The organism is Methylobacterium sp. 22177 (assembly GCF_052045615.1).
In the GTDB taxonomy this organism is placed as follows: Bacteria; Pseudomonadota; Alphaproteobacteria; order Rhizobiales; family Beijerinckiaceae; genus Methylobacterium; species Methylobacterium radiotolerans.
This window is the reverse complement of the sequence record NZ_JBQEPK010000001.1, coordinates 285026-306824: the sequence shown is the minus strand read 5'-3', so window position 1 is coordinate 306824 and position 21799 is coordinate 285026. Positions and strand designations below refer to the sequence as shown.

The window sequence follows — 21799 nt, the reverse complement described above, 5'->3', positions numbered from 1 at the left end:
GCGTCATCAGAGCACGAAACGCCCCAGCTCGTTGGCCGGGAAGGTGCGGAAGCGCCGGTATCCGCTCTGCACGGCCTGGGCGACGGCCGCGATGCCCTCGAGATCGCCCCGGTCGGCCCGACGCGAATCCTCTTCGGTGAGGACGAGGCCCACCGTGATCGAGACCGCGCCGATCGCGACCGGCACGGCGAGAACGTGGCGGCCGGTCTGACCGTCGGAAGCGGCCACGTCGACCGCGTAGAGGCTGAACCGGTAGGCGCGCTCCGCGATCAGCGTCCGTGCCGCCGCCAGGACGTAGCGCGGCTCCGCTCCCGGGAGCCGACGGTATCGGGACATGTCCGGTGCTATCACCCCACCGCGAGACCTGACGTTGCTGGACGGGACGCGGGGCTCGGAAGCCCCCGTGCGGCCGGCGCCGCGACGATCAGGCGGCGATGCGCTCCGGCTTGTCCGCGCTCGCGTCGGGCTCCGGCTCCGCGCGGCCTTGGCTGGCGCGGAAATGATCGAGGAGGCTGTCGCCGAGGCCGTCGAGCACGAGGTCGGTCGCGGCCTGGACCTCCGGGTCCAACCCCTCCGGGCGATACCAGGCCAGGATCTGTTCGGGCAGCGCGTCGAGGATCGCGCCGACCGGGTTGACCGGCTCGACCTCGGGCGGGACGTCCGCGGTTTCGGGGACCGCGACGACGAGCGGGGCTTCCGTATCGGCCTCCTTCGCGAAGGCGGTCGAGCGCTGGGTCTCCAGGGCGGCGCGCCACGCGGCGTCGGCGGCCTCGGCCTCCCGGCGGGCCGTCTCGCGCGCCAGCGCCTGGGCGGCGATGGCGCGCGCCACCTCGCGGGCCTCGTCGCGCGCCGCCTCGGCCTCGTAGCGGTTGAGCAGCGCGATCACCGGATGCATGTCCGGATCCGACAGGTCACCGCAGGCCGCGATGGCGGACTCGATGAGGCGCCGGGACAGGCCGGTCCCGCGAACGGGGGCCGCCTCGCGGACGAGATCCTGCCACGCGGACAGCGCCGCCTGCATCGCCGGCAGGAGCGCGCCGGGCAGCCCGGCGCGGTCGTGCAGGTCGGCAAGCAGGCGCGGGTCGCGCATGGCCCGGGCGACGCCGGCATGATCCTGGCCCGACAGGTCGGCCAGGGCGGCCAGGGCGAAGTCCGTCCGGCCGGACAGCACGGCGCGCAGGATCAGGCCCGCGGTCAGCTGGCGGGTCGCGCGCAGGTGCGTCACCAGCCGCGTGACGGCGGCCGCGCCGAAGCCGTCGCAGGCCTCGAGCGCCACCCGCTCGCCGGCCTCGCGGCTCATCCGGTCGCAGCGCTCGGCGCCGAGCCAGGCGCGGTCGGTGACGAACCCCGTCAGCGCCCGCGCCACCGCGATCCCGAGGGCGTGGCGCACTTCCGGAGGCAGGTCGGCGCGGGTGAGGAGTGCCTCGCGCAAGGCGGCCTCGTCGCCCCGCCGCTCGATCATGCGCAGCATCCGGCCCGCGGTGATCTTCGCCGTCGGATTGGCCGCGAGCACGACCAGCGTGTCGGTCTCGCCGATCTCGGAGAGCGCGCCCGCGACCGCGTGGGACAGGTGGTGCCGGGCGGCGATCACCGCGCGGGTCGATTCGTCGCCGAGGGCGGCCGCGTCCACGAGGTCGGCATCGGTGAGGACCGGCGACCGCGCGAGCACCGGCCGCGCCACTTCCGGAACGTCGCAGGACAGGGCGACGACCAGCGGCCGCGGTGTCCGCGCCGAGGCGGCGCAGGTCTCGGCGAGCGCCCGGCGCACCCGGGGCGACGGGTCGTCGAGGAGCGCGAGCAGCGCGGTCTTGGCCTCCCAGGCCGCCTCGGCGCCCAGGTCGCCGTACAGGTAGGTCCGGGCCAGCGTCGCGGTCGCCTCGGCCCGGCGCTCGGCCGAGGCGTCCTGAGTCCAGGCCAGAAAGTCGCGGATGATCATCGACCGCTCCGGGGCGCGAACAGGCTGGTCCTGTTGCCGGACATGGACGCTGCGGCCGCGAGTTCCGCGGGTCGGCGGGGCGGCAGCGGCGGATTGAGGAGGGCGGCGCCCGGCGGCGTCGCCGGTTCGCTGAGGGCGCCCGTGACGTCGGGCTCCACGGCGGCGACGCGCGGCGGCGGTTCCGAGTCGGAGCGCGGGAAGTAGGTGGGCGCCGCGTGCTGCACCGGCGCAGCGCCGTTGCGCGCCTGCCAGAGTCGGGCCGCGGCGTCGGAGGCCGCGCCGCGCTGGTCCGTCTGGAAGAGGCTGCGCAGATCCGAGGTCCCGCCGAAGGCGGTCGCCGCGCTGGCGTAGGCCGACACGGCCTGCGGCGCCGCGGCGCCGTCCTGGCGCAGGCCGGTCAGGTCGGTGGCGGCGGCGCCCTGGGCCGCCGCCGCGAGGCTGGCATAGAGTTCGGCGGCGCTTCGCGGCCGGCCGGCGCGGTCGTAGAACAGCGCCCGGTTGGCGCCGGCCGCCTCCGGAAGGTCGAGGGCGGCGGCGCGCTCCGGAAAGGCGCGGGCGGTCGAGATCAGGGCGGCCGCGCCCTTCGCGCCCAGCACGTGCGCCGCGTAGAGATCGCCCGCGGTCGGCTCACGGCCGAGGGCGCTCGTGAGGGCGTCGGCGTTCTGCTGGGTCAGGGCGCCGGCCAGCGTCGCGGAGATCTTGGGATCGCGGCGCAGGTCGAGGATCGCCTGCCGCTGGCTCGCGTCGGGCACCGTGTAGGTGCCGTCCGACTGCCGGGTGATGGCGTCGGCCTGCGCCTGCAGCCCGAGCCGCGGCCCGGCATTCTTCATCACCCCGAGCCAAGTCTGCTCGATGAACTGGAACAGGCCGGTGGCCGAGGAGGTCCCGGCCTTGGCCGCGGGATCGAGGGCGGATTCGCGCCGCGCCGTGGCGAGGAGATAGTCGAAGCCGACGCCGCTCGCCGTCGCCCCGTCACGGATGGCCTGGACCACCGGCCCGGAGGCGGGCGTGCCCGGCAGCGCCCGCGCCTGGGGCGGCGGGTTCTCCGGTGGGCTCGACGGCGTGGTGAACAGGAACATCCGGGCGGGCACGGTGCTGGAGACCGCCCGAACCTGCGCCCGCTATGGTAAACAAGTCCTCAATCGGCCGCGCACAACCGGTTCCTGTTTCAGGACCCGGTGAACTCGCCCGCGCCCTTCGGCCGGCGCATCTGGAAGCGCGTGTCGGCGGTCGCGTGGAAGTAGTCGAAGTATCCGCCCCGCATGATCGGATGCATCGCCGCCGTATCGACCATGCCGTCCGTCACGAAACGTTCGTCGACGTAGATCGACACCACCTGTCCGATCACCAGGAAATTCTCCGCCTCGCCGCCCCCGAGAGGCACCAGCGGCACGGTCTGAAGCCAGCGGCACTCCAGAGCCGCCGGTGAGGCGGCCACACGCGGCGGCCGCACCTTCCGCGAGGGGGCGGTCTCCAGATTGGCGAAGGCGAACTCGCTCGTTCCCCGCGGCAGCGGCGCCGAGGAATCGTTCATCCCGTCGCGCAGGTCCCAGGTGGCGAGGCTGCAGACGAATTCCCGGCCCTCCTCGGCGAAAGTCATCGCGTCCTTCCGGCCAGAGGACGAGAACGCGACCATATTGTCGGCCACGGCGTTGAAGAACGAGTAGGGCGCGAGGTTGAGCGCGCCGTCGTGATTCATGGCGCTGATCCAGCCGATCGGACGCGGCGCGACGATGGCCTTGAGCGGGTTGTGCGGGAGGGCGCGCGCCTCGCGCGGCAGGTCGAGATCGTAGTGCACGGCCGGTCCCTTCAGAGGTAGGTGACGATCTCGTCGAGCGCCGGCCGCGGCCGGTCGGAGGGCACCTCGCGCGCCCGGCCGATATGGACGAAGCCCGCGAGTTTCTCGGTGGGCGCGAGGCCGAGGGCGTCGAGGACGCGGCGGTCGTAGGCGAACCATTCGGTCAGCCAGGACGTGGCGAAACCGGCGGCGTTCGCGGCGATCAGGAGGTTCATGGTCGCGGCGCCGGCGGAGAGCACCTGCTCCCATTCCGGGATCTTCACGTGCGGCCCCGCCCGCGAGACCACCGCGATGGCGACCGGAGCGTGGGTCAGGCGGGCCCGTTCCTGGGCGAGCCGCTCGGGTCCGGCGTCGGGATTGTCGGCCGCGAAGGTCGCCGCGATGACCTCGCCCACCTTGGCCCGGGCGTCGCCGGCGATGACGATGAAGCGCCAGGGCGCCAGCTTGCCGTGGTCGGGTACGCGCGCGGCGGCGGTCAGGATGGTGTCCAGCTGCGCCCGGTCTGGCCCGGGCTCGTCCAGCAGCACCGGCGGCACCGAGCGGCGGGTCTTCAGGAGATCGAGGGTGGCGGTCATGCGCTCCGTCCCGGTATCGCGTCCCGACCGGGATGTGGCATGCGCGGGCCGCCTGTGGAAGAGCGGCCTTGCCGCCGCCATGGTCGGGGGTCAGAGGCGGACCTGGACGATCCGGTGTCGCGACCGGCGTGACGAGCAGAGAAGGGCCGACCGATGCGCATGAGGCTTGCAGCGACCGCGCTGGCGATTCTCGCCGCCGGCCCGCCGGCCGCGCGCGCGCAGCAGGACCCGTTCCAGAACCGGCTCGGCGGCGCTCTGCCGTCGCCGTCGATCACCACCCCGAACCTGCCGCCGTCTCTTCCCCCCGCCGAGCCGGAGGCGCAGCTGTCCCTGTCCGCGCTCCTGTCGGGCCCTGGCACGGCCCTGCGCCAGGGGCTCGCGTGGCGGATCTACGAGGATCGCGGTGACGGCACGCGCCCGTCGATCGTCGCCCGCTCGACCGAGGCCGAGCCGCACTTCACCCTCGCGCCGGGCGCCTACGTGGCGACCGTAACCTACGGTTTCGCAAGCGCGTCGAAGCGGATCGTGATGGGCGGTCAGCCGACGACCGACACGCTCCGGGTGGCCGCAGGCGCCCTCAAGCTCGCGGGCGCGGTGGGCGACCAGAAGATCCCGCCCGGGCAGGTGACGTTCTCGGTTTTCGTCCCGGTCGGGACCAACTCCGAGGGCCGGCTCGTGCGCGCCGGCATCAAGACCGGCGAGCTGCTGCGCCTGCCGGAGGGTACGTATCACGTGGTCTCGACCTACGGTGAGTCGAACGCGATCCAGCGCGCGGACCTGCGCGTCGAGAACGGCAAGGTCACGGAGGCGACGCTCAACCACCGCGCCGCGACGGTGACCCTGAAGCTTGTGGCCGCTCCCGGCGCCGAGGCCTTCGCGGGCACCGCCTTCTCGGTCCTGACCCCCGGCGGTGACACGATCCGCGAGGCGATCGGCGCCTTCCCACAGGTGACTCTCGCGGAGGGCGACTACGTGCTGATCGCCCGCCACGACGGACAGGTCTACACCCGGGAGTTCAAGGTCGAGAGCGGCCTCGACCGCGACATCGAGGTGGTGGCCAAGTCCGGCTGACGAGGGCCGGCCGACGGCGCCCGGCCCGCTCTCAAGCGAAGCGCCGCGCCAGCGCCACGCAGGCCGCCACTGCCAGGGCGGCGCCGATCATCGCGGGCTCGATCCGCTCGCCCAGGATCAGCGCGGCGACGCCGAGGCCCAGGAAGGGCTGCAGCAGCTGGAGCTGTCCGACCGACGCGATGCCGCCGCGCGCCAGAGCCCTGTACCAGAACACGAATCCGATCAGCATGCTGAACAGGGCGACGTAGCCGAGGCCCGCCCAGGCCGGCAGCGGGATCGCGGCCAGCTCGGCAGGCCGGAGCAGCAGGGCGAGGGGCAGGCTGACCGGCAGCGACAGGACGGTGGCCCAGGCGATCACCTGCCAGCCGCCCAGCCTGCGGGCCAGGACGCCGCCCTCGGCGTAGCCGAGCCCGCAGAGCAGGATCGCGGCCAGCATGAAGGCGTCGCCGGCACCGGGTGGTCCGTCGAGCCCGCGCGCGGCGAAGCCGACCGTCACCAGCGCGCCGGTGATCGAGAGCAGCCAGAAGATCGGCGACGGCCGTTCGCCGGAGCGCAGCGCACCGAACAGGGCGGTGGAAAGGGGCAGCAGGCCGACGAAGACGGTGCCGTGCGCGGCGCCGACCGTCCGTAGGGCCAGGGCGGTGAGGAGCGGGAAGCCGACCACGACGCCCGCGGCCACGATGGCGAGCGCCGGGAGATCGGTTCGTCGCGGGCGGGCCTGTCGGAGCGCCAGCAGAGCGGTTGCGCCGGCGAGGCCCGCGAGCGCAGCCCGGGCCGCGCTGAGGAACAGCGCGTCCATGCCGGTCAGCGCGAGGCGTGTCGCCACGAGCGAGGCGCTGAAGATCGTGACGCCGATGAGGCCGTCCACCCAGGCGCCGGTCGCCGATCCGCGCCTCGTCTCGAGCACTCCTCCCGCCACGGTGTCTCCTCCCGACCTCTGCGAGTCCCGGCATGCCGTCCCGGGGTAAGGTCGGCCAGGAACGATCGGCGCGCAGTCGGGCGATCTGTCCCGGCCGATCTTCAATACAGTTGCCGCTTCGCCCACGGCGTGGCCGCGTTGCCACCCTGCCCGCGCACCGGGCGAAGGTTCCATGTTCCGCGCATTAACATTTCCGTGTTGTCGCGGAACGATGCGATCGAGGCGACGATTTCCGAGCACCCATACCGGGCCATTGGAGTTCACTATGCGCCGCCTCGTCCTCGCTGCCCTCGCATCCGCCGCCCTCGCCGGCCCCGCCTTCGCCGCCAACGAGGCGCCCGCGACGGTCGCGCCGAAATTCGAGACCGTCCCGCAGGACGCGGTGCTCAGCTACAACCTGATCGGCCTCAACGTCACCGACGCGCAGAACAACACGGTCGGCGAGATCAAGGACCTCGTGATCGATCACGAGAAGCTGGCCGGATACATCGTCTCCGTCGGCGGCTTCCTCGGTATGGGCGAGCGCTACGTCGCGGTGGCCCCGAGCTCGATCGCGATCGGCTACGACGCCGACGCCAAGAAGTGGAAGGCCATTATCGGCGCCAGCAAGGATCAGCTGAAGGCGGCGCCCGAGTTCAAGTACGAGGGCAAGTTCAAGCGCTGACGCTCACCAACGCCGCGGCCGGGCGCAGTGCCCGGCCGATCCAGCGGTCCCGCGGCCCCGACGCAGCGCGACCGCGCCTAGAGGGGTGTGTCGAGGGCCTGACGCGCCAGCCGGGCGACCAGGGCCTCGCGCTTGGCCTGACGCAGCACGATCCGCGCCGCGGCTCGCGCGTTGGACGCGCGCAATTCGGCCCGCGGACCGCCGTCGCGCAGGGCCCGCCACGCCAGCGCGCGGAACCACCGGACGTTGGCCAGCGCCGCCGCCCGGCGGCTCAGCGGCCCACCGACATCCAGCGGCTTCTCGAGTGTCCCGGACGTCATTGTCTCGATCCTGAAGCGCGACCCGCCGCTTGTCCGATTACGGAACAAGAGATGGCGATTCCACGGGAGCTGGGCAATAGTGTTGCCAACCTGAACTTTTGAATCGACAGCGAAGACTGCGCATCCACGAAATGGGGTAAGCGCGCCGCCACGAAGCGTACGGCGTCACGGCGCCGCGCGGCGGGCGCGGCGGCCGGTTGAGCGGGAACGCCGCGGCGGGCACGCGATTTCCCGGAGCGGAAGGCCGGCGCGGCGTAGCTTCGGGTCGGTCGATCTGGGGAGCCGGGTGCGTGCCGACGATCTTCGATGCCCATACCTTCGCCCTCACCGCGCATGCGGGCCAGCTCGACAAGGGTGGCGAGCCGTGCATGCGGCACTTGGAACGCGTCGCGAACGCCGCCCAGGCCCGGGCCGGTCACGCCCGACTCATCGACGGGTTCGACATCGACCCGATGCGAGTCATGCAGGCCGCGCTCCTGCACGATGTGCTGGAGGACACGCCGCGCACGGCAGCCGACCTCCGCGCCGCCGGCTTCGAGGCGGACATCGTCGAGACGGTGACGCTTCTCACCAAGCCGCCGAGCCGGACCGCCTATTCCGAGCGGGTCACGGCTCTGATCGCCGCCGGCAATTTCGCGGCGCTGCTGATCAAGATGTCCGATACCGAGGACAATCTCTGTCCGAGCCGGATCCCGCCCAACGCCGCGTTCCTGCGCGAGCGCTACGCCACGGCGTTCGAGCGCCTGAAAGAGGCGGCCGTAGCTTCGGGGTATACAGGTCGCTGACGGCGTGCGTCGGACGCGCTGACACGACGTCGGATGAAGGCGCCGGCCTCGTCGAGGGCGCGGGTCGCCTCGGGGATCGGCGCCCCGACGAAGACGTGGCACTGGCCGGGATACCGGTACAGCGCCACCTCGCGCCCCGCCCGCGCCAAGCCGTCTGACAGGCGCAGGGCATCCGGATGAAGGATGTCCCGCGTGCCGGTGACGATCGCCGTCGGTGGGAGCCCCTCGAGGGACCCGAACAGCGGGCTGATCCGCGGATCCGTCAGCGGCGTGCCGCCCGCCCAGAGGCGCGCCGCCTCGCGGCAGCCGGGCACCGCCAGCATCGGATCTCGCGGCGCGATGGCCGCCACCCCGGGATCCGAGAACGTCAGGTCGAGCGCGGGTGAGAACAGCAGCAGACCTGCGGGGAGCGGCTCGCCCCGCGCGCGCAGCCGCTGCGCGATTCCGAGGGACAGGCAGCCTCCCGCCGAATCGCCCGCGACGATCAGCCGGTCGCGCGCCTCAGCGCCGATCGAGCCCAGGAGCTCCTCGAGGAACGCGTAAGTTTGGCGCCAGGTGCTCTCGGGCGCCAGCGGGTAGCGCGGGAGGATCACCCGGGCACCGGTGCGCGCGATGAGGGCGTCGACGATCCGCCAATGCGGACCGAGAACGTCGAACACCCAGGCGCCGCCGTGAAGGTAGAGGATCGTGATGTCCGAGCTTCCGCCGCGCGGGCTGACCGTGATCACCTCCGCGCCGTCCAGTAAGTCGGTTCGGACGCTGCGCTCGCGGCGCTGCCAGAGGGTCGGCCGTGCGGGCTCGATCCGCCGGTGCCGGGCGATCTCGCGCCGCAGCCCCTGCGCGTCGCGCGCCCTGCGCTTCATGCCGCTCAGCGGCAGCGCCACGTCGTTCACCAGCTTGGCACGGACGCTGACCCGGGAACGCCGGGCCCAGGCGACGAGGCCGACGGCTGCGAGCGTGACGGCTCCTGCCGTCAGCGCGGCGACACGCGACGAGCCGTCCAAGAGAATCCTCCTCTGCGCCGAACCCGCCGCTTTAATGAACGGCGGATCGGCCTGTTCCCGAGCCCGAACGTGCCGCCGCGGCACCGCTCCCGCAGGAACACCGTCGGACCCGCAGGGTTGGCCAGACATCGCCGACCGGTTTCGTGCCGCGCGGATCTTCGGAGAGACGGTCAGCGCGGCGGGCGCATCAGCAGGAACGGTATGAGCACATCGAAGAAGACCCCCGCAGCCGACCGTCATCACGGCGGACCGGGCAGCAGCCATCAGGATGCCACGAAGCCGCACGACGCGGCGGAACACGGGCCCGCGCCGGGAAGCCCGACCAACGACTCGAAGTCCCACGTCTCCGGTGGGGGCGGCGAGCGGGACAGCCACCATACCCACAGCACGAAAGGCCGAGCACCGGATCGCGCCGATCGATCGCACTGACGCGGGAGCGGCGGGCATACGGCCTGGCGCACGCCCGTGACCGCAGGCGTCAGCGGAAGCGCGTGCAGATCGGCGAGCGGGCGTTCCGGCAGATCGGGCCGGGCGGCTCTGCTTTAACCACCGCCCATCCCTCTGCACAGGTCGTCGACAGAACGACCTCATACCGACCGACATCGCTCGGCCACGCGAGAGCGTAGGACCTCGCCTGGCGGCCGGAGCCGGGAACATTCGGCTCCGGCCGCCGGTACATCCTGCATCGAAGCAGCTCCGTCCGCCGAGGATCCCGGCTTGATCCCGAAGACCCCGCAAGCGACGGCCCGAATCGCAGGTCACCCCGTCCACGTGATGCTGGTCCCGATCCCGGTCGTCTGCTTCGTGGGGACGCTGGTGACCGACATCGCCTACTGGCTCACGGCCAACATGCAGTGGGCGAATTTCTCGGCCTGGCTCCTCAGCGTCGGCCTGATCGCGTCGACCTTGGCCGCGGTGGCGGGGCTCATCGACTTTCTCGGCGATCGCGGTATCCGCCGCCTTCGGCCGGCCTGGATCCACGCCGCCGGCAACGCGGTGGCTCTGGTCCTGAGCCTCATCAACGTCTTGGTGCACAGTCGCGACGCCTACACGTCGGTCGTGCCGACCGGTCTGATCCTGTCGACCGTCGTCGTGCTGATCCTGCTGGTCACTGGCTGGAGCGGCGCCGCGCTGGTGCACCGGCACGGTGTCGGCGTGCGAACGGAGGAGCCGGCATGATCCGGCGCGTCCCGCTCCTCGCCGCCGGCGTTCTGCTTCCGCTCGCCGCCTGCGGGCCCGATCCCATCGACCCGCAGACCCAGGTCGGACCGAACCCGCCACTGCCCGATCTGCATCAGTACCTGCTGCAGCCGATGCACGTCTCGAGCGCGGTCGGCTGGAAGGACGGCGAGACGCCCGAGGGCGCATCCGGGCTGCAAGTGAAGGCCCTCGCAACGGGCCTGAAGAACCCGCGCTCGCTCCTCGTCCTGCCCAACGGCGATGTCCTGGTGGCGGAGAGCGGCGGCCCGACGCCGCCGATCAACCGGCCCAAGGAGATCATCATGGGCTGGCTCGAGCGGAAGTCCCATTCCGCGGAGACCCCGGGTCAGCGCATCACCCTGCTGCGGGATGCCGACGGCGACGGCGTCGCCGAGCAGCGGACCGTGCTGCTCGACAAGCAGAACGCGCCCTTCGGCATGGTGCTGGTCGGCGGCGACCTCTACGTCGCGGAGACCGACGCGGTCGTGCGCTACCCCTACAAGTCCGGCGACACCGCGATCACCGAGCCGGGCGTGAAGCTCGTGGACCTGCCGGCGGGCCGCATCAATCACCACTGGACCAAGAGCCTGACCGCGAGCCCGGACGGCTCCAAGCTCTACGCCGGCGTCGGATCGAACAGCAACATCACGGAGAACGGGCTGGACGAGGAGAAGGACCGGGCCGCAATCTGGGAGATCGACCGGACATCCGGCGCGCACCGGCTCTACGCCACGGGCCTGCGCAATCCCAACGGCCTGACCGTCGAGCCGCAGACCGAGACCCTGTGGTGCGTGGTCAACGAGCGCGACGAGCTCGGGCCCGACCTCGTGCCCGACTACATGACCTCGGTGAAGGATGGCGGCTTCTACGGCTGGCCCTACAGCTACTGGGGCAACCACGTCGATCCGCGGGTGATGCCGCAGCGTCCGGACCTGGTCGCCGCCGCACTCATGCCCGACTACGCGCTGAGTTCGCACGTGGCGCCCCTGGGAATGACCTTCTCCAGCGGCGCGGGTCTGCCGCAGGCCTATCGTGCCGGCGCCTTCGTGGGCGAGCACGGCAGCTGGAACCGTGAGCCGCTGAACGGCTACAAGGTGGTCTACATCCCCTTCGAGAACGGCCGGCCGGCCGGTAAGGCCCAGGACGTGGTGACCGGCTTCCTCACGGATGACGGACACGCTCGCGGGCGCCCGGTCGGGCTGGCGATGGACGGTCACGGCGCGCTGCTCATCGCCGACGATGCCGGCGGCGCCGTGTGGCGCGTCACCGCCTCCGGCTCGCAGACGCGGGCCGAGCCGGCCCCGATCGTCCGCTGACCCGGTCCACGATCGAGATGTCAGTGCTGGAGAAGTGCCGATGACGCCATCGACCCGTTCACCCGCCGCGATCAGCGACGAGGGGCGCCACGCCCGCGACCGCGGCGATCCGATCACCGCGAACCCCTATCCGCCGGACACGGAGGCCTGGGCCACCTGGGATCGGGGCTACCGGATGCCGGACGAGCAGGCGCGTGTAGCTACCCCGGCGGCAGTCCGGCCGGACGCGCCGCCGGAGGCATCCTGATCCGGCACCCGCGCGGGCGCGTCGAAGACGTGGCCGGAACAGGCGCGGCGGCGTGCGGTTGCCCGGATGACCGGTAACGGCTCCGTGAGCGCGATTGCCGGACCAGAGGGAGATCCGCCATGAAGCTCACGAGTCTCGCCATCGCCGCCCTTCTCGCGGCCGCCATCCCCGCAGCGGCCGCGGAGAATACCGGCGGTGCGACCAGCCGGTCGGGCACGGCCAACAGCACCGGACCGAGCGATGCGGGGTCCGGCTCCACGCCGGGCGCCGCCGGGAGCGGACCGTCGACCGGCTCGATGAGCCGCTCCGGCACGACGAACAGCACCGGCCCGAACGATGCCGGATCCGGTTCCAAGCCGCCGGCCGGCAGCCGCTGACGGGACCGCGTCACGGCGCGAGCGGCGCTGTCCCGCCCGCGGACGGGCGCCGCTCACACGCCGCAGGGAGGATCCATGACGGTAGGAACGCGCATCGCGCTCGCCGGGCTACTGCTGCTCAGTCTCGCTTGCTGCGATGACAAGCAGGCCCAGAACAGCACGCCGACCAAGCCCGACTCCACTAAGATGGAGCCGCAGACCGACCAGTCGGCACCGAACACGCAGAAGCGCTAGGCGCGCTCACGCTCGGATCGCATTTGCGCCGGTCTCGGGCGTGCCGGTATTCGAGCTCGCGGGCGGATCGCCGGACGGGTCGACGATCAGCGGCACGGCCGCGCCGAAACCGAGGGCGGCCTCGACGAGAATGTCGTCGAGAGTGTCGGCGACCCACTCGGCGCCGTCGACGACGGAAGTCAGGAATCGATTCATCGGCCACCTCCCTCCCGCATCCCGGGGCGCCGTCGCCGGACGGCGGCGTCCCGGGATGCGGTCTTCATCCGCTTCGCACCCGCCGTCTCAGACGAAGTGCATCGGGAGGGCGCGGTCCAGGATCTCGACGTAGGTGCCGGCGAGAACCGCGACGGTGGCGGCGGCAGCGGCAGCGGCGAGGGTGAAGCGGGCAACGCGGGTCATCGAAGTCTCCATCAGGTCCGCGACTGTGTTCGCGGTGTGACCCTGATGTAAGCTCAAGCTTTCCCCGCCGAGGTGCTGCGGCACACCCCGGCGATTGACTATCGAGCGCTGCCCTCGTCGCGCGGCGCGTCAGGCCGCGCGCACGGTGGCGAGGAACCGTCCGACCTCGGCCGACAGGTGTTCGGACTGGCGAGACAGCTCGGAGGCGGCGCCCAGAACCTGGCTCGCCGCGGCGCCGGTCTCCTCGGCGGCACCGGCCACGCCGGCGATGTTGCTCGTCACCTCGCCCGTGCCCTGCGCGGCCTGGGTGACGTTGCGGACGATCTCCTGCGTCGCCGCACCCTGCTCCTCGACGGCGGCCGCGATCGAGGTGGCGACGCCGTTGATCTCGCGGATGCGCCCGGTGATCGTCCCGATGGCGGAGACCGCCTGCCCGGTGACGCCCTGGATCCGGCCGATCTGGGTGGAGATCTCCCCGGTCGCCCGGGCCGTCTGCTCCGCGAGGGCCTTCACCTCCGAGGCCACCACCGCGAAGCCGCGGCCCGCCGCGCCCGCGCGGGCGGCCTCGATCGTGGCGTTCAGCGCCAGGAGGTTGGTCTGACCGGCGATCGAGGAGATCAGGCCGACCACGTCGCCGATCTTGGCGACGGCGGTGCTGAGTTCCTGCACGAGGGCCCCGGTCTCGTCCGCCTCGCCGGCGGCGGAACGGGCCAGCTCGGCCGAGCCCTGGACCTGACGTCCGATCTCCTGGACCGATGCGCCGAGTTCCTCGGCGGCCGCCGCGACGGTGCTGACATTCGAGGCCGCCTCCTCGGCGGCGGCCGCGACCGCACCGGACTGCGCCGAGGTCTGCCCCGCCATGGCCGACATGGAGCCGGCGGTGGCCTGCAACTCCGTCGCGGAGGCGGAGACTTGCCCGACGATGCCGCCAACCGCGGCCTCGAAGCTGTCGGCCATCTGGCGCATGCCGATCCGGCGCTGCTCTTCGGCGGCGAGGCGCGCCTGGGCGGTCTCGGCCTCCAGCGCCTTCATCTGGACGAGCCCCTGCTTGAACACCGCGACGGCGGACGCGATGGTGCCGATCTCGGTCTTCTCGCCCTGGTACGGGATCTCGGCCGACAGGTCGCCGGCGATCAGCGCCTGCATCGGCCGCACCACCGAGGCGATGCCGCGGGTGACGCCGAGGACGATGATCACGCCCGACAGCACCGAGACAGCCACGGCGAGACCGATGGCGACGAGGCTCAGCGTCCAGGTCTCGTTGAAGATCGCGGTGCTCTGAGCCTGCGCGGCGTCGGCGCCGGCGTTGTTGATGGCGATCAGCTTCTCCAGGGCCTTGGACGCGGCGCGACGCGGGATCAGTCCCTTCGTCTCGTAGAGCTGATAGGCCTCGGCCTTCTTCCCCGCCCGCGACAGGTCGACGACGTCGTTGCGCACCGTCTTGAAGGTCTGGGACTCCTGGTTGAACGCATCGAAGAGCGTCCGCTCGTCGGGGGAGCTGATCAGCCCCTTGTAGACGGCGATCCGGTCGGCCAGCTTCCGATCGAAGCTGTCCATGTCCTTCTCGATGGTGGCGAGCAGCGCCGGATCGGTCGCCTGTGTGTGACGCAGCAGGAGACCGCTGCTGCGTGCGGTGAGCGTGTCGATCTCGCCCAGCGCGCGGATGCTCGGCATCCAGTTCGTATCGATCTCGACCGCCTGCTCGCGGAGCTTGCGCGTACTCATGAGCCCGAGCATGCCGAGTCCGACCACGAAGACGGTCAGAATCGAGAATGCGACCACGAGTTTTGTGCGAATTGAGACACTCTGTAGCGACACGGCGGCCTCGCGGCAGCCGAATAGAACAATTCTGCGGCTGCAGGGCGCACGATTAGCCGAGTGTATTTAATATCCCATAAATTGAGCTTGCTCGCCGGTGTGGGCCGGCGCCGGCCTCGCGGCATGGATCCTCGCCGCGGATCGGAGCCACTCGGACGCCGTGGCGCGCGCCGCAGAGATTAGGACGGGGTGCGACGCGCGTGCGGCGTGTGCGGAGCTCCCACAGCCTCTCCCACGCCCGACGAGCCTGTCGAGACGCCTATCGGGGCGCCGGCTGGGGCATCTTCACGATCTTGCCGTCGGGCAGGATGATGTCGCCGGGGCTCTGTCCAGCCTCACAGGGACCGATATAGGTGGCGTCGATGACCATCTGGCGCCGCATGGGCTCCTTGGCGTTCGGCAGGCCCGTCAGCGTCGTATCCACCTCCATGTGGATCTTGCTGTTGAAGTCACCGGTGATGACGGTGTTGCCCGCGGCCGAGATCGGGCCGAGCTTGCACTCCGTCTCGCCCTTGTAGCCGGTGCTCGTCTTCACGATGGTGCGCTTCGAGCAGTTCTGCCCACCGCCGAACGCGGCCTGCGCGATCTGATCGGTCTTCTCATCGATGCATTGGCGCGCCGTCGTGTTGCCGTCGGTCGAGGTGGTCTTGCTCTCCCACAAGCCGGCCTTGCGTGCCGGCAACGTTTCGGCGGATGCCGCGCCGGTCATCACCGATAGAGCCGTCGCGATCCCGACACCGACGATACGTCCTCGCATGGATAATTCCTGGGTCTACGCGGCTCAGACGCCGCAACGGCGCTTGGCTAACCGATGCGATACAGGCGAACAAGCCGGGATCTGAACGAGGTACGACGCCGAACACTGGATCCCAACGGCGCTTCGGTGCTGCGGATACCCCGCATGTCCGGCCCGAATAGCCGCAATATCTGCGACGCGCGCCGGCGCAACTTTGCCCCGACGAGAACCCGGCTCACACCGCCCGCTTCAGACCGACCGCGCCGGCGCCGAGACGCGCCTGGATCACCTGCACGATGTACTCGGCGTCCCGGCCGACCGCGCCGAAGCGCCCCGAACCCCAGGTGTTCAGCCAGGGCAGGCCGACGAAGGAGATGCCCGCCTCTTGCGTGACGCCGCGCCGGTGCTTCGGCCGCCCGGCGCCGTTGAACACGGACGCGTCGAGCCACCGGAAATCCGGCGCGAAGCCGATGCACCAGACGATGCTGGTGATGCCGGATCCTTCGAGGGGAAGCGCGGTGACGGGCTCGCCCGGCTCCCAGACCGGGCTGTAGGGCGCCTGGACAGGCGCCGCGATGCCGGCCTCGGCGATGTAGGCGTCGATGGCCGCGTTGATGCCGTTGTAGGTCCGGTCGGCTTGGTCGAGCGAGCGCCGCAGGTTGTCGCGGAAGCGGAGCGCGCCGTCGGCGTAGTCGTCGAGAATGCCGTGCAGCGCCATGCCCTCCAGGGCGAAGCGGCGCAAGTCGATGTCCCGGCCACCGTCGCGACCAGTCACGTAGTGGTTGGTGTTGTCCCGGACGCCGTCGCGCAGCGGGTGATCGTCGACGGTCTTCTCGTAGTAGCCCATGTCGGCGAGCCACGCGACGACGTCGCGGCCGCGGTAGAATCGGGCGCAGCGGGGCGCGTCGCCGACGGCGAGGTGCACCTGCCGACCGGCGAGATGCAGGTCCTCGGCGATCTGCGCGCCGGACTGCCCGGAGCCGACGACCAGGACCGCGCCGTCGGGCAGCTGCGCCGGATTGCGGTACGCGTTCGAGTGAATCTGGGTGATCGCGGGCGGAAGCCTCTCGGCCAGGCGCGGGATGATCGGCGTGTGGTAGCCGCCGGAGGCCACCACGATCTCGTCCGCGGTGTAGTCGCCCTCCGAGGTCTGGACCGCGAACAGACCGTCGTCGCGCCGCGCCACGCGCGTGACCGCCACACCCTCGCGGATCGGCGGCCTCACCTTGGCGACGAAGGCTTCGAGGTAGGCGACGATCTCATCCTTCCTCATGAACCCGTCCGGATCCGGTCCATCGTAGCGGTGGCCCGGCAAGTCGCACTGCCAGTTCGGCGTGACGAGGCAGAACGTGTCCCAGCGCTGCGTCGCCCAGGTATGCGCGGCCGTGTGCTTCTCGAACACGAGGTGCGCGATGCCCCGCTGCTTGAGGTGGTAGCTGACCGAGAGGCCAGCCTGCCCCCCGCCGACGATGGCGACGGGAACGTGACGGGTCGTGGACGTCATGGCTCCAACTCCGTGAGGGCTGCCGGACCGGCGAGAGACTGGGAGCGCCCGGCGGCCGCGCCGCGGGCGCACCCGGCGTAGGCGTCGAGGTGGCGCGCGGCGCAGGCGCGCCAGGAATGGGTGGCCGCACGCGCCAGCCCCGCCGCTCGCAGGCGGGCGCGGGTCCGCGGCTCCAGCGCCGCCGCCATGGCGTCCGCGATGGCGTCCGGGTCGGCGGGATCGACGAACAGCGCGTCGGTCGGCGCGAGGTACTCGGTGAAGGGGGGGCGGTCGGAGACGATCGCGGGCGTTCCGCAGGCCATGGCCTCAAGCACGCACAGGCCGAACCCCTCCGTCCACGACGGGAAGGCCAGCAGGTCCGCGGCTCGGTAGAGCGCCGGCATGTCGGCCTGCGGGACCGGGCCCGTCGCGACGACCGCGAGGCCGCGACCGACCTCGAGGCCCGCGGCGGTCAGGGCCGCGCGGCAGCGGTCGCGATAGGCGGCGTGGTCGAGGAGCGAGGCGCCGCCGGCGACGACGAGCTGCGCGCCGGGGTGGCGCGCCCGCAGGCGCGCGAAGGCCCCGACGATGCCGAGCGCGTTCTTGCGCGCCTCGAAGCCGCCGACGCTCAGGATAATGGGCCCCCCGCCGAGACCCCACCGGTCCCGGAACGCGGCGTCCGCCCCGGTCGGCGCGGGCCGGTAGACCGACAGGTCGACCCCGTTGCCGACGATCCCGGCCTCCGCGCCGAGCGTGTCCCGGATCCAGTCGGCCCAGAGGCGGCTGACACAGAGCAGCCGATCGGCCTCGCGGATCGCGCGGTCCTGCCACGACGCGAGCACGGGATCGGCGAAGCTGTCGACGTGATGCACGGTGCGGACGAAGCCCGGGATCAGGCGCCGGTGCCTGAGCGTCGCGAGGGCGTTGCCGCCGATCCCGTCATGGGCGTGGAAGACGTCGAAGTCGCAGGCGGCCGGCGTCGCGAAGTGGCGCAGGTAGTCGTGGATGCGGGCCCGCACGAGATCGACCGTCGCGCCCTCGACCGGCTCGGCCGCCACCGCCACCGTGAAACAGGCCGCGTCCCGGTAGAAGCCGCGGCCCGCCGGGTCGGGCGCGTGCACCACCGCCTCGTGGCCGAGGGCGCACAGGGCCTCGGCGAGCGCGAGGCTGTGGGCGACGCCGCCGCGCGGGTTCGTGGAATGGGTCAGGATCGCGACGCGCAGGCCCGTCACGGCACGGCCCCCGCGCTTTCGCGGCCGCAGCCGGTCAGCGCGTCGGCAGCGAAGTCCCAGACGACGGCCTCGTCGCCCGTCCGGTCGCGCACCCGGGCGACCCGGCTGCCGTCGAGGCGCCCGATCCGCGCCGCCGCGATGCCGCGCGCGGCGAAGCGCGCCACCACGGCCGCCGTGCGGTCGGGTCGGACGCTCACGAGGTAGCCGAAGCTCGGGAAGGCGTTCACCCAGCGCGGCAGCGGGACGTGGTCGGGACGCGGGATCGCGTCGAGGTCGATGACGCCGCCCACCCCCGAGCACTCGAGCAGCATCAGCGCCGTGCCGACGATGCCGGCCATGCTGATGTCCTTCGCGGCGTGGGCCAGGCCGTCCTCGGCGAGGCCCGGCAGCAGCGCGAGGTCACCGCGCAGCCGCGCGCCCGGCGCGCCGGTGGAGGCGTCCCAGTACGGGTGCGGGTCGCGGAAGCGACCGCGCAAGTCGATGGCGGCGACGAGGTCGTCGCCGGGCGCGGCGTCGAAGCTCGTCAGAAGGCGCGGCCCCGCCCGGCCGAGCACCGCGACCGCGAGGTTGCCGGCGGCCGCGCGCGTGTTGGTGTGGCCACCGACCACCGGGACGCCGTAGAGCGCGGCGGCGTCGGACAGGCCGGCCAGGACCGGATCGGCGGCCGCTCCATCCGGGCTCCAGAGGGCGTCGACCACGGCGAGCGGGCGGCCGCCCATGGCGGCGACGTCGCTCAGGTTGACCATGATCCCGCAGTAGCCGGCGAAGTAGGGGTCGTCCGCCACGAAGCTGTCGAGGAAGCCCTCGATGGCCAGCAGGAGGTGCCCGTCGCCGTCGGGGATCGCCGCGCAGTCGTCGCCGACCGGCACGGCCGCGTGCCGGCTTCCGAGACCGAGCCGCCGCACGACCGCGTCGATGTCGCGCTTGTGGCCGACCCCGCGGGCCTCGCGGATCTGGAGGGCCAGCGCCCGTGTGTCGACCGCGGCGGTCACGCGGCCCTGCGGAAGGTGAGGAGCCCGTTCTCGGGATCGTGCATCGGCGGGTAGGCCGCGAGATCCGCCTCCATCAGGCGGTGGGGCCGCCCGTGCAGGTCCAGGGCGTCGAGGCTCTCCCAGTGCAGGGCCTCGAACAGCGCGACGTTGCCCTCCTGCACGTGCGCGAGGAAGCGGGTGCAGCCCCGCGCGCGGGCCGAGGACACCGCGACCCGGATGAGCCCGGTCCCGAGGGCGGCGGCGCTGCGGAAGGGCTTGGCGACGGCGAGGCGCGAGCCCCACCACGTTCCCGGACGCGCGCGGTCCTCGTGGATCCGCACGGTGCCGACGACGGCGTCCGCGTCGCCGCCGAGCGTCGAGAGGGCGCAGATCGGGAGGGCGTGCGCGTCGATCGCGTCGCAATCGTCCTCGGCGAAGATCCCCTGCTCCGCGCAGAAGACCTGCCGGCGCAGGGCCGCGCAGGCGCGCCGCTCCCAGGGCGAGACCGCGAACTTCACCCGGAAGTGGCTGGGCCGGTACGGCGGCACGGGGTCGAACATCACGTCGCCCCGCCCGCGCGCTCGTAGGTGGAGAGCGCCGAGCAGGCGCCGCACCGCCCGCAGCCGGCCTTGATGTCGGCGGAGCGCAGGTCCGCCCGGCCCAGCATCTCCGCGAGCGGCTTCAGGACGGCGTGCATGAAGTCGGGCCCGGGGGCCGGATGGCTCTCCAGCGGCGTGCCGGAGATCGGCACGAAGGGCACCACGAACGGGTAGACGCCCATCCCGATCAGACGGTCGGCCGTCGCCAGGATCGCGTCCGGCGCGTCGCCGAGGCCGGCGAGGATGTAGGTGGAGACCTGGCCGCGCCCGAAGACCGGCACGGCCGCCGCGAAGGCGTCGAAGTAGCGCTCCAGCGGCACGCTCGCCTTGCCGGGCATGATCCGCGCCCGCACCTCGGGCGTGACGGCCTCCAGGTGCATGCCGAGCGCGTCGACGCCGGACGCCCGCATCCGCTCGAACCAGCGGTCGTCGTCGGGCGGCTCGCACTGGGCCTGGATCGGCAGGTCGACGGCGGCCTTCACCGCGAAGGCGCTCTCGCACAGGATCGCCGCGCCGCGGTCGGTGGCGTTCGGCGTGCCGGTGGTCATGACCATGTGCTTCACGCCGTCGAGCAGCACGGCGGCGCGGGCGACCTCGGCGAGCTGCTCGGGCGTCTTGCGCGCCACGGTCCGCCCGGCGGCCAGCGACTGGCCGATCGAACAGAACTGGCAGGTCTTGGCGCGGCTCTGGTAGCGGATGCAGGTCTGCAGCACCGTCGTGGCGAGGACGTCGCGCCCGTGCAGCACCGCGATCTTCGCGTAGGGCACGCCGTCGAAGGTGGAGAGGGCGTAGAAGCGCGGGCGCCCCGGGAAGGTGACGCGGCCGACCACGACGCCCGCGTGCTCGATCACCGCGATCCCGTCCGCGTCCGGCGGGCGCACGAGGAAGGGCGAGTCGAAGGCGGCCTCGGTATGGACCGGCACCATCACGGTGCGGCCCGCGATGGTCATCGCCTTGTGATCCGACGGCCCGGCGCCGCCGCGGCGGCTCGGCGCCCCGGCGCGGCTGTCGGCGAGCCTAACGCCGTAGGATTGCAACGCGTTGATCAGGCGCTCCGTCGGCATCCCGATGAGGCCCGTCGGGACCGGCGGGGACGCGCGACGACTCGTCGGAAGCGGGCTGCTGCTCATGGTCGAGGCTCCGGTGGGCGGGCTGCGAACGGGCCGGCCGCTGCACGGAGGCGGCCGGGCGGTCGTCGTGGAGCAGGCTGAGGAGTTCGGGCCGCGCGTAGTGGCCGACCGAGTCCATCATCCGCTTGCGCTTGGTCACCAGCGCGAGGTCCATGTCGGCGATGAGGATGCCCTCGCCCGGCCCGAGAGGATCAGCGAGGTGCTTGCCCTCGGGCGACACGATGGCGGTGCAGTTGCCGCCCCGGCAGGCGCCGCGCAGGCGCTCGTCCGGACAGACCTGCGCGACCTGCTCGTCGGTGAGCCACCCCGTGGCGTTGACCACGAAGCAGGCCGCCTCCAGGGCGTGGTGACGGATCGTCACCTCCATCTGGTCGGCGAAGATCTGGCCGACCAGGGAGCCCGGGAACTGAGCGGCGTGGATCTCCTCGTGGCGCGCCATGAGGGCGTAGCGGGCGAGCGGATTGTAGTGCTCCCAGCAGGCCAGCGCCCCCACGCGGCCGACCGCCGTCTCGACCACGGCGAGGCCGGCGCCGTCGCCCTGACCCCAGATCATGCGCTCGTGGTAGGTCGGTGTGATCTTCCGGCGCTTGAGCTTCAGGGCGCCGTCCGCGTCGAAGATCAGCTGCGCGTTGTAGAGCGAGCCGTGGTCGCGCTCGTTCACGCCCAGCACGATCACCGCACCGTGGCGCCGCGCGGCCGCCGCGACCGCCTGCGTCACCGGGCCCGGCACGGCGACCGCGCGCTCGTAGAGGCGCAGGTGCTCGGCCCCCTGGAGCGCGGGCGGGAGGACGAACGCGAAGTAGGGGTAGTAGGGCAGGAAGGTCTCGGGGAAGACCATGAAGCGCGCGCCCTTGGCGGCGGCCTCGTCGACCGCGTTGAGCACGCGCTCCAGGGTGCCGTCCGGGCGGTCGAGGTCCGGCGCGATCTGGACCGCGGCAGCCCGCACGATCCGGGTCTCTGACATGGGTGGTCCTCCGGCTGAGCC

The 21799-nt window shown here is 72.3% G+C and carries 26 protein-coding genes; 9 read left to right on the top strand and 17 right to left on the bottom strand.

The window, feature by feature from the left end; genetic code table 11:
- Positions 1-6: 6 nt before the first annotated feature.
- The 5 genes from ACTJK8_RS01500 to ACTJK8_RS01480 form a co-directional block, all read right to left on the bottom strand.
- Positions 7-336, bottom strand: a complete 330-nt coding sequence (locus ACTJK8_RS01500) for a hypothetical protein (RefSeq protein WP_053620650.1) — start codon at positions 334-336, stop codon at positions 7-9.
- Between the two features lie 88 nt (positions 337-424).
- Complete coding sequence (locus tag ACTJK8_RS01495; protein ID WP_440761407.1) at positions 425-1936, bottom strand: DUF2336 domain-containing protein; 1512 nt, start codon at positions 1934-1936, stop codon at positions 425-427.
- A complete protein-coding gene (locus ACTJK8_RS01490; RefSeq protein ID WP_024827763.1) occupies positions 1933-3015 on the bottom strand; it encodes a lytic transglycosylase in 1083 nt (360 codons plus the stop codon). The genes ACTJK8_RS01495 and ACTJK8_RS01490 overlap by 4 nt, the downstream gene beginning before the upstream one ends.
- 89 nt (positions 3016-3104) lie before the next feature.
- Positions 3105-3734, bottom strand: coding sequence for a flavin reductase family protein (locus ACTJK8_RS01485; protein WP_012317291.1), 630 nt, complete (start codon positions 3732-3734; stop codon positions 3105-3107).
- 11 nt (positions 3735-3745) lie between these two features.
- Complete coding sequence (locus tag ACTJK8_RS01480; protein ID WP_024827764.1) at positions 3746-4309, bottom strand: nitroreductase family protein; 564 nt, start codon at positions 4307-4309, stop codon at positions 3746-3748.
- A gap of 153 nt (positions 4310-4462) precedes the next feature.
- On the opposite strand from ACTJK8_RS01480, the gene ACTJK8_RS01475 reads away from it, so the two are divergent.
- Positions 4463-5380, top strand: a complete 918-nt coding sequence (locus ACTJK8_RS01475; RefSeq protein ID WP_012317289.1) for a hypothetical protein — start codon at positions 4463-4465, stop codon at positions 5378-5380.
- A gap of 31 nt (positions 5381-5411) precedes the next feature.
- Here ACTJK8_RS01475 and ACTJK8_RS01470 read toward each other — a convergent pair whose 3' ends face one another.
- Positions 5412-6299, bottom strand: coding sequence for a DMT family transporter (locus ACTJK8_RS01470; RefSeq protein WP_012317288.1), 888 nt, complete (start codon positions 6297-6299; stop codon positions 5412-5414).
- Between the two features lie 265 nt (positions 6300-6564).
- On the opposite strand from ACTJK8_RS01470, the gene ACTJK8_RS01465 reads away from it, so the two are divergent.
- Positions 6565-6963 (top strand): PRC-barrel domain-containing protein, encoded by a 399-nt coding sequence (locus tag ACTJK8_RS01465; protein WP_012317287.1) that lies wholly within the window; start codon positions 6565-6567, stop codon positions 6961-6963.
- A 77-nt stretch (positions 6964-7040) separates the two neighbouring features.
- On the opposite strand, the gene ACTJK8_RS01460 is transcribed toward ACTJK8_RS01465, so the two are convergent.
- Positions 7041-7283 (bottom strand): hypothetical protein, encoded by a 243-nt coding sequence (locus tag ACTJK8_RS01460; RefSeq protein WP_012317286.1) that lies wholly within the window; start codon positions 7281-7283, stop codon positions 7041-7043.
- Between the two features lie 290 nt (positions 7284-7573).
- Between ACTJK8_RS01460 and ACTJK8_RS01455 the strand changes: the two genes are divergently transcribed.
- Positions 7574-8068 (top strand): HD domain-containing protein, encoded by a 495-nt coding sequence (locus ACTJK8_RS01455; RefSeq protein WP_058606508.1) that lies wholly within the window; start codon positions 7574-7576, stop codon positions 8066-8068.
- Here the strand turns inward: ACTJK8_RS01455 and ACTJK8_RS01450 are convergent.
- Positions 8005-9072: an alpha/beta hydrolase gene (locus tag ACTJK8_RS01450; protein WP_058606507.1), complete on the bottom strand. Its 1068-nt coding sequence runs from the start codon at positions 9070-9072 to the stop codon at positions 8005-8007. The two genes, ACTJK8_RS01455 and ACTJK8_RS01450, sit on opposite strands and share 64 nt — an antisense overlap.
- A 201-nt stretch (positions 9073-9273) precedes the next feature.
- On the opposite strand from ACTJK8_RS01450, the gene ACTJK8_RS01445 reads away from it, so the two are divergent.
- The 6 genes from ACTJK8_RS01445 (at position 9274) to ACTJK8_RS01420 (ending at position 12446) form a co-directional block, all read left to right on the top strand.
- A complete protein-coding gene (locus ACTJK8_RS01445) occupies positions 9274-9501 on the top strand; it encodes a hypothetical protein (protein ID WP_012317283.1) in 228 nt (75 codons plus the stop codon).
- A 288-nt stretch (positions 9502-9789) separates the two neighbouring features.
- Entirely contained in the window at positions 9790-10251 is a 462-nt protein-coding gene (locus ACTJK8_RS01440; protein WP_012317282.1) for a DUF2231 domain-containing protein, read from the top strand.
- The gene (locus ACTJK8_RS01435) at positions 10248-11588 is read left to right on the top strand and encodes a PQQ-dependent sugar dehydrogenase (protein ID WP_012317281.1); all 1341 of its coding nucleotides are present in this window, start codon (positions 10248-10250) and stop codon (positions 11586-11588) included. Before ACTJK8_RS01440 ends, ACTJK8_RS01435 begins: the two co-directional genes overlap by 4 nt.
- Positions 11589-11628: 40 nt before the next feature.
- Positions 11629-11835 carry a hypothetical protein gene (locus ACTJK8_RS01430; protein WP_440761406.1) on the top strand — a complete coding sequence of 69 codons (207 nt, stop codon included), beginning with the start codon at positions 11629-11631 and terminating at the stop codon, positions 11833-11835.
- Between the two features lie 119 nt (positions 11836-11954).
- Positions 11955-12212, top strand: coding sequence for a hypothetical protein (locus tag ACTJK8_RS01425; RefSeq protein WP_012317279.1), 258 nt, complete (start codon positions 11955-11957; stop codon positions 12210-12212).
- Positions 12213-12287: 75 nt separating this feature from the next.
- On the top strand, positions 12288-12446 hold the full coding sequence (locus tag ACTJK8_RS01420; RefSeq protein WP_164891328.1) for a hypothetical protein: 159 nt from the start codon (positions 12288-12290) through the stop codon (positions 12444-12446).
- A gap of 6 nt (positions 12447-12452) precedes the next feature.
- Here the strand turns inward: ACTJK8_RS01420 and ACTJK8_RS01415 are convergent, their stop codons facing one another.
- The 9 genes from ACTJK8_RS01415 to ACTJK8_RS01375 form a co-directional block, all read right to left on the bottom strand.
- Entirely contained in the window at positions 12453-12641 is a 189-nt protein-coding gene (locus tag ACTJK8_RS01415) for a hypothetical protein (protein ID WP_012317278.1), read from the bottom strand.
- A 333-nt stretch (positions 12642-12974) separates the two neighbouring features.
- Positions 12975-14663, bottom strand: coding sequence for a methyl-accepting chemotaxis protein (locus ACTJK8_RS01410; protein WP_053620659.1), 1689 nt, complete (start codon positions 14661-14663; stop codon positions 12975-12977).
- A 259-nt stretch (positions 14664-14922) separates the two neighbouring features.
- Complete coding sequence (locus ACTJK8_RS01405; RefSeq protein ID WP_043072984.1) at positions 14923-15420, bottom strand: DUF3617 domain-containing protein; 498 nt, start codon at positions 15418-15420, stop codon at positions 14923-14925.
- Between the two features lie 214 nt (positions 15421-15634).
- Entirely contained in the window at positions 15635-16903 is a 1269-nt protein-coding gene (locus ACTJK8_RS01400) for an MSMEG_0569 family flavin-dependent oxidoreductase (protein ID WP_043072983.1), read from the bottom strand.
- A complete protein-coding gene (locus ACTJK8_RS01395) occupies positions 16900-18114 on the bottom strand; it encodes an MSMEG_0565 family glycosyltransferase (protein WP_440761405.1) in 1215 nt (404 codons plus the stop codon). Before ACTJK8_RS01395 ends, ACTJK8_RS01400 begins: the two co-directional genes overlap by 4 nt.
- The gene (locus ACTJK8_RS01390; protein ID WP_440761404.1) at positions 18111-19106 is read right to left on the bottom strand and encodes a sll0787 family AIR synthase-like protein; all 996 of its coding nucleotides are present in this window, start codon (positions 19104-19106) and stop codon (positions 18111-18113) included. Before ACTJK8_RS01390 ends, ACTJK8_RS01395 begins: the two co-directional genes overlap by 4 nt.
- Positions 19103-19645: an MSMEG_0567/Sll0786 family nitrogen starvation N-acetyltransferase gene (locus ACTJK8_RS01385; protein WP_440761403.1), complete on the bottom strand. Its 543-nt coding sequence runs from the start codon at positions 19643-19645 to the stop codon at positions 19103-19105. Before ACTJK8_RS01385 ends, ACTJK8_RS01390 begins: the two co-directional genes overlap by 4 nt.
- A complete protein-coding gene (locus ACTJK8_RS01380; RefSeq protein WP_440761402.1) occupies positions 19645-20748 on the bottom strand; it encodes an MSMEG_0568 family radical SAM protein in 1104 nt (367 codons plus the stop codon). Before ACTJK8_RS01380 ends, ACTJK8_RS01385 begins: the two co-directional genes overlap by 1 nt.
- Positions 20702-21778, bottom strand: coding sequence for a Nit6803 family nitrilase (locus tag ACTJK8_RS01375; RefSeq protein ID WP_116655402.1), 1077 nt, complete (start codon positions 21776-21778; stop codon positions 20702-20704). Before ACTJK8_RS01375 ends, ACTJK8_RS01380 begins: the two co-directional genes overlap by 47 nt.
- Positions 21779-21799: the final 21 nt, after the last annotated feature.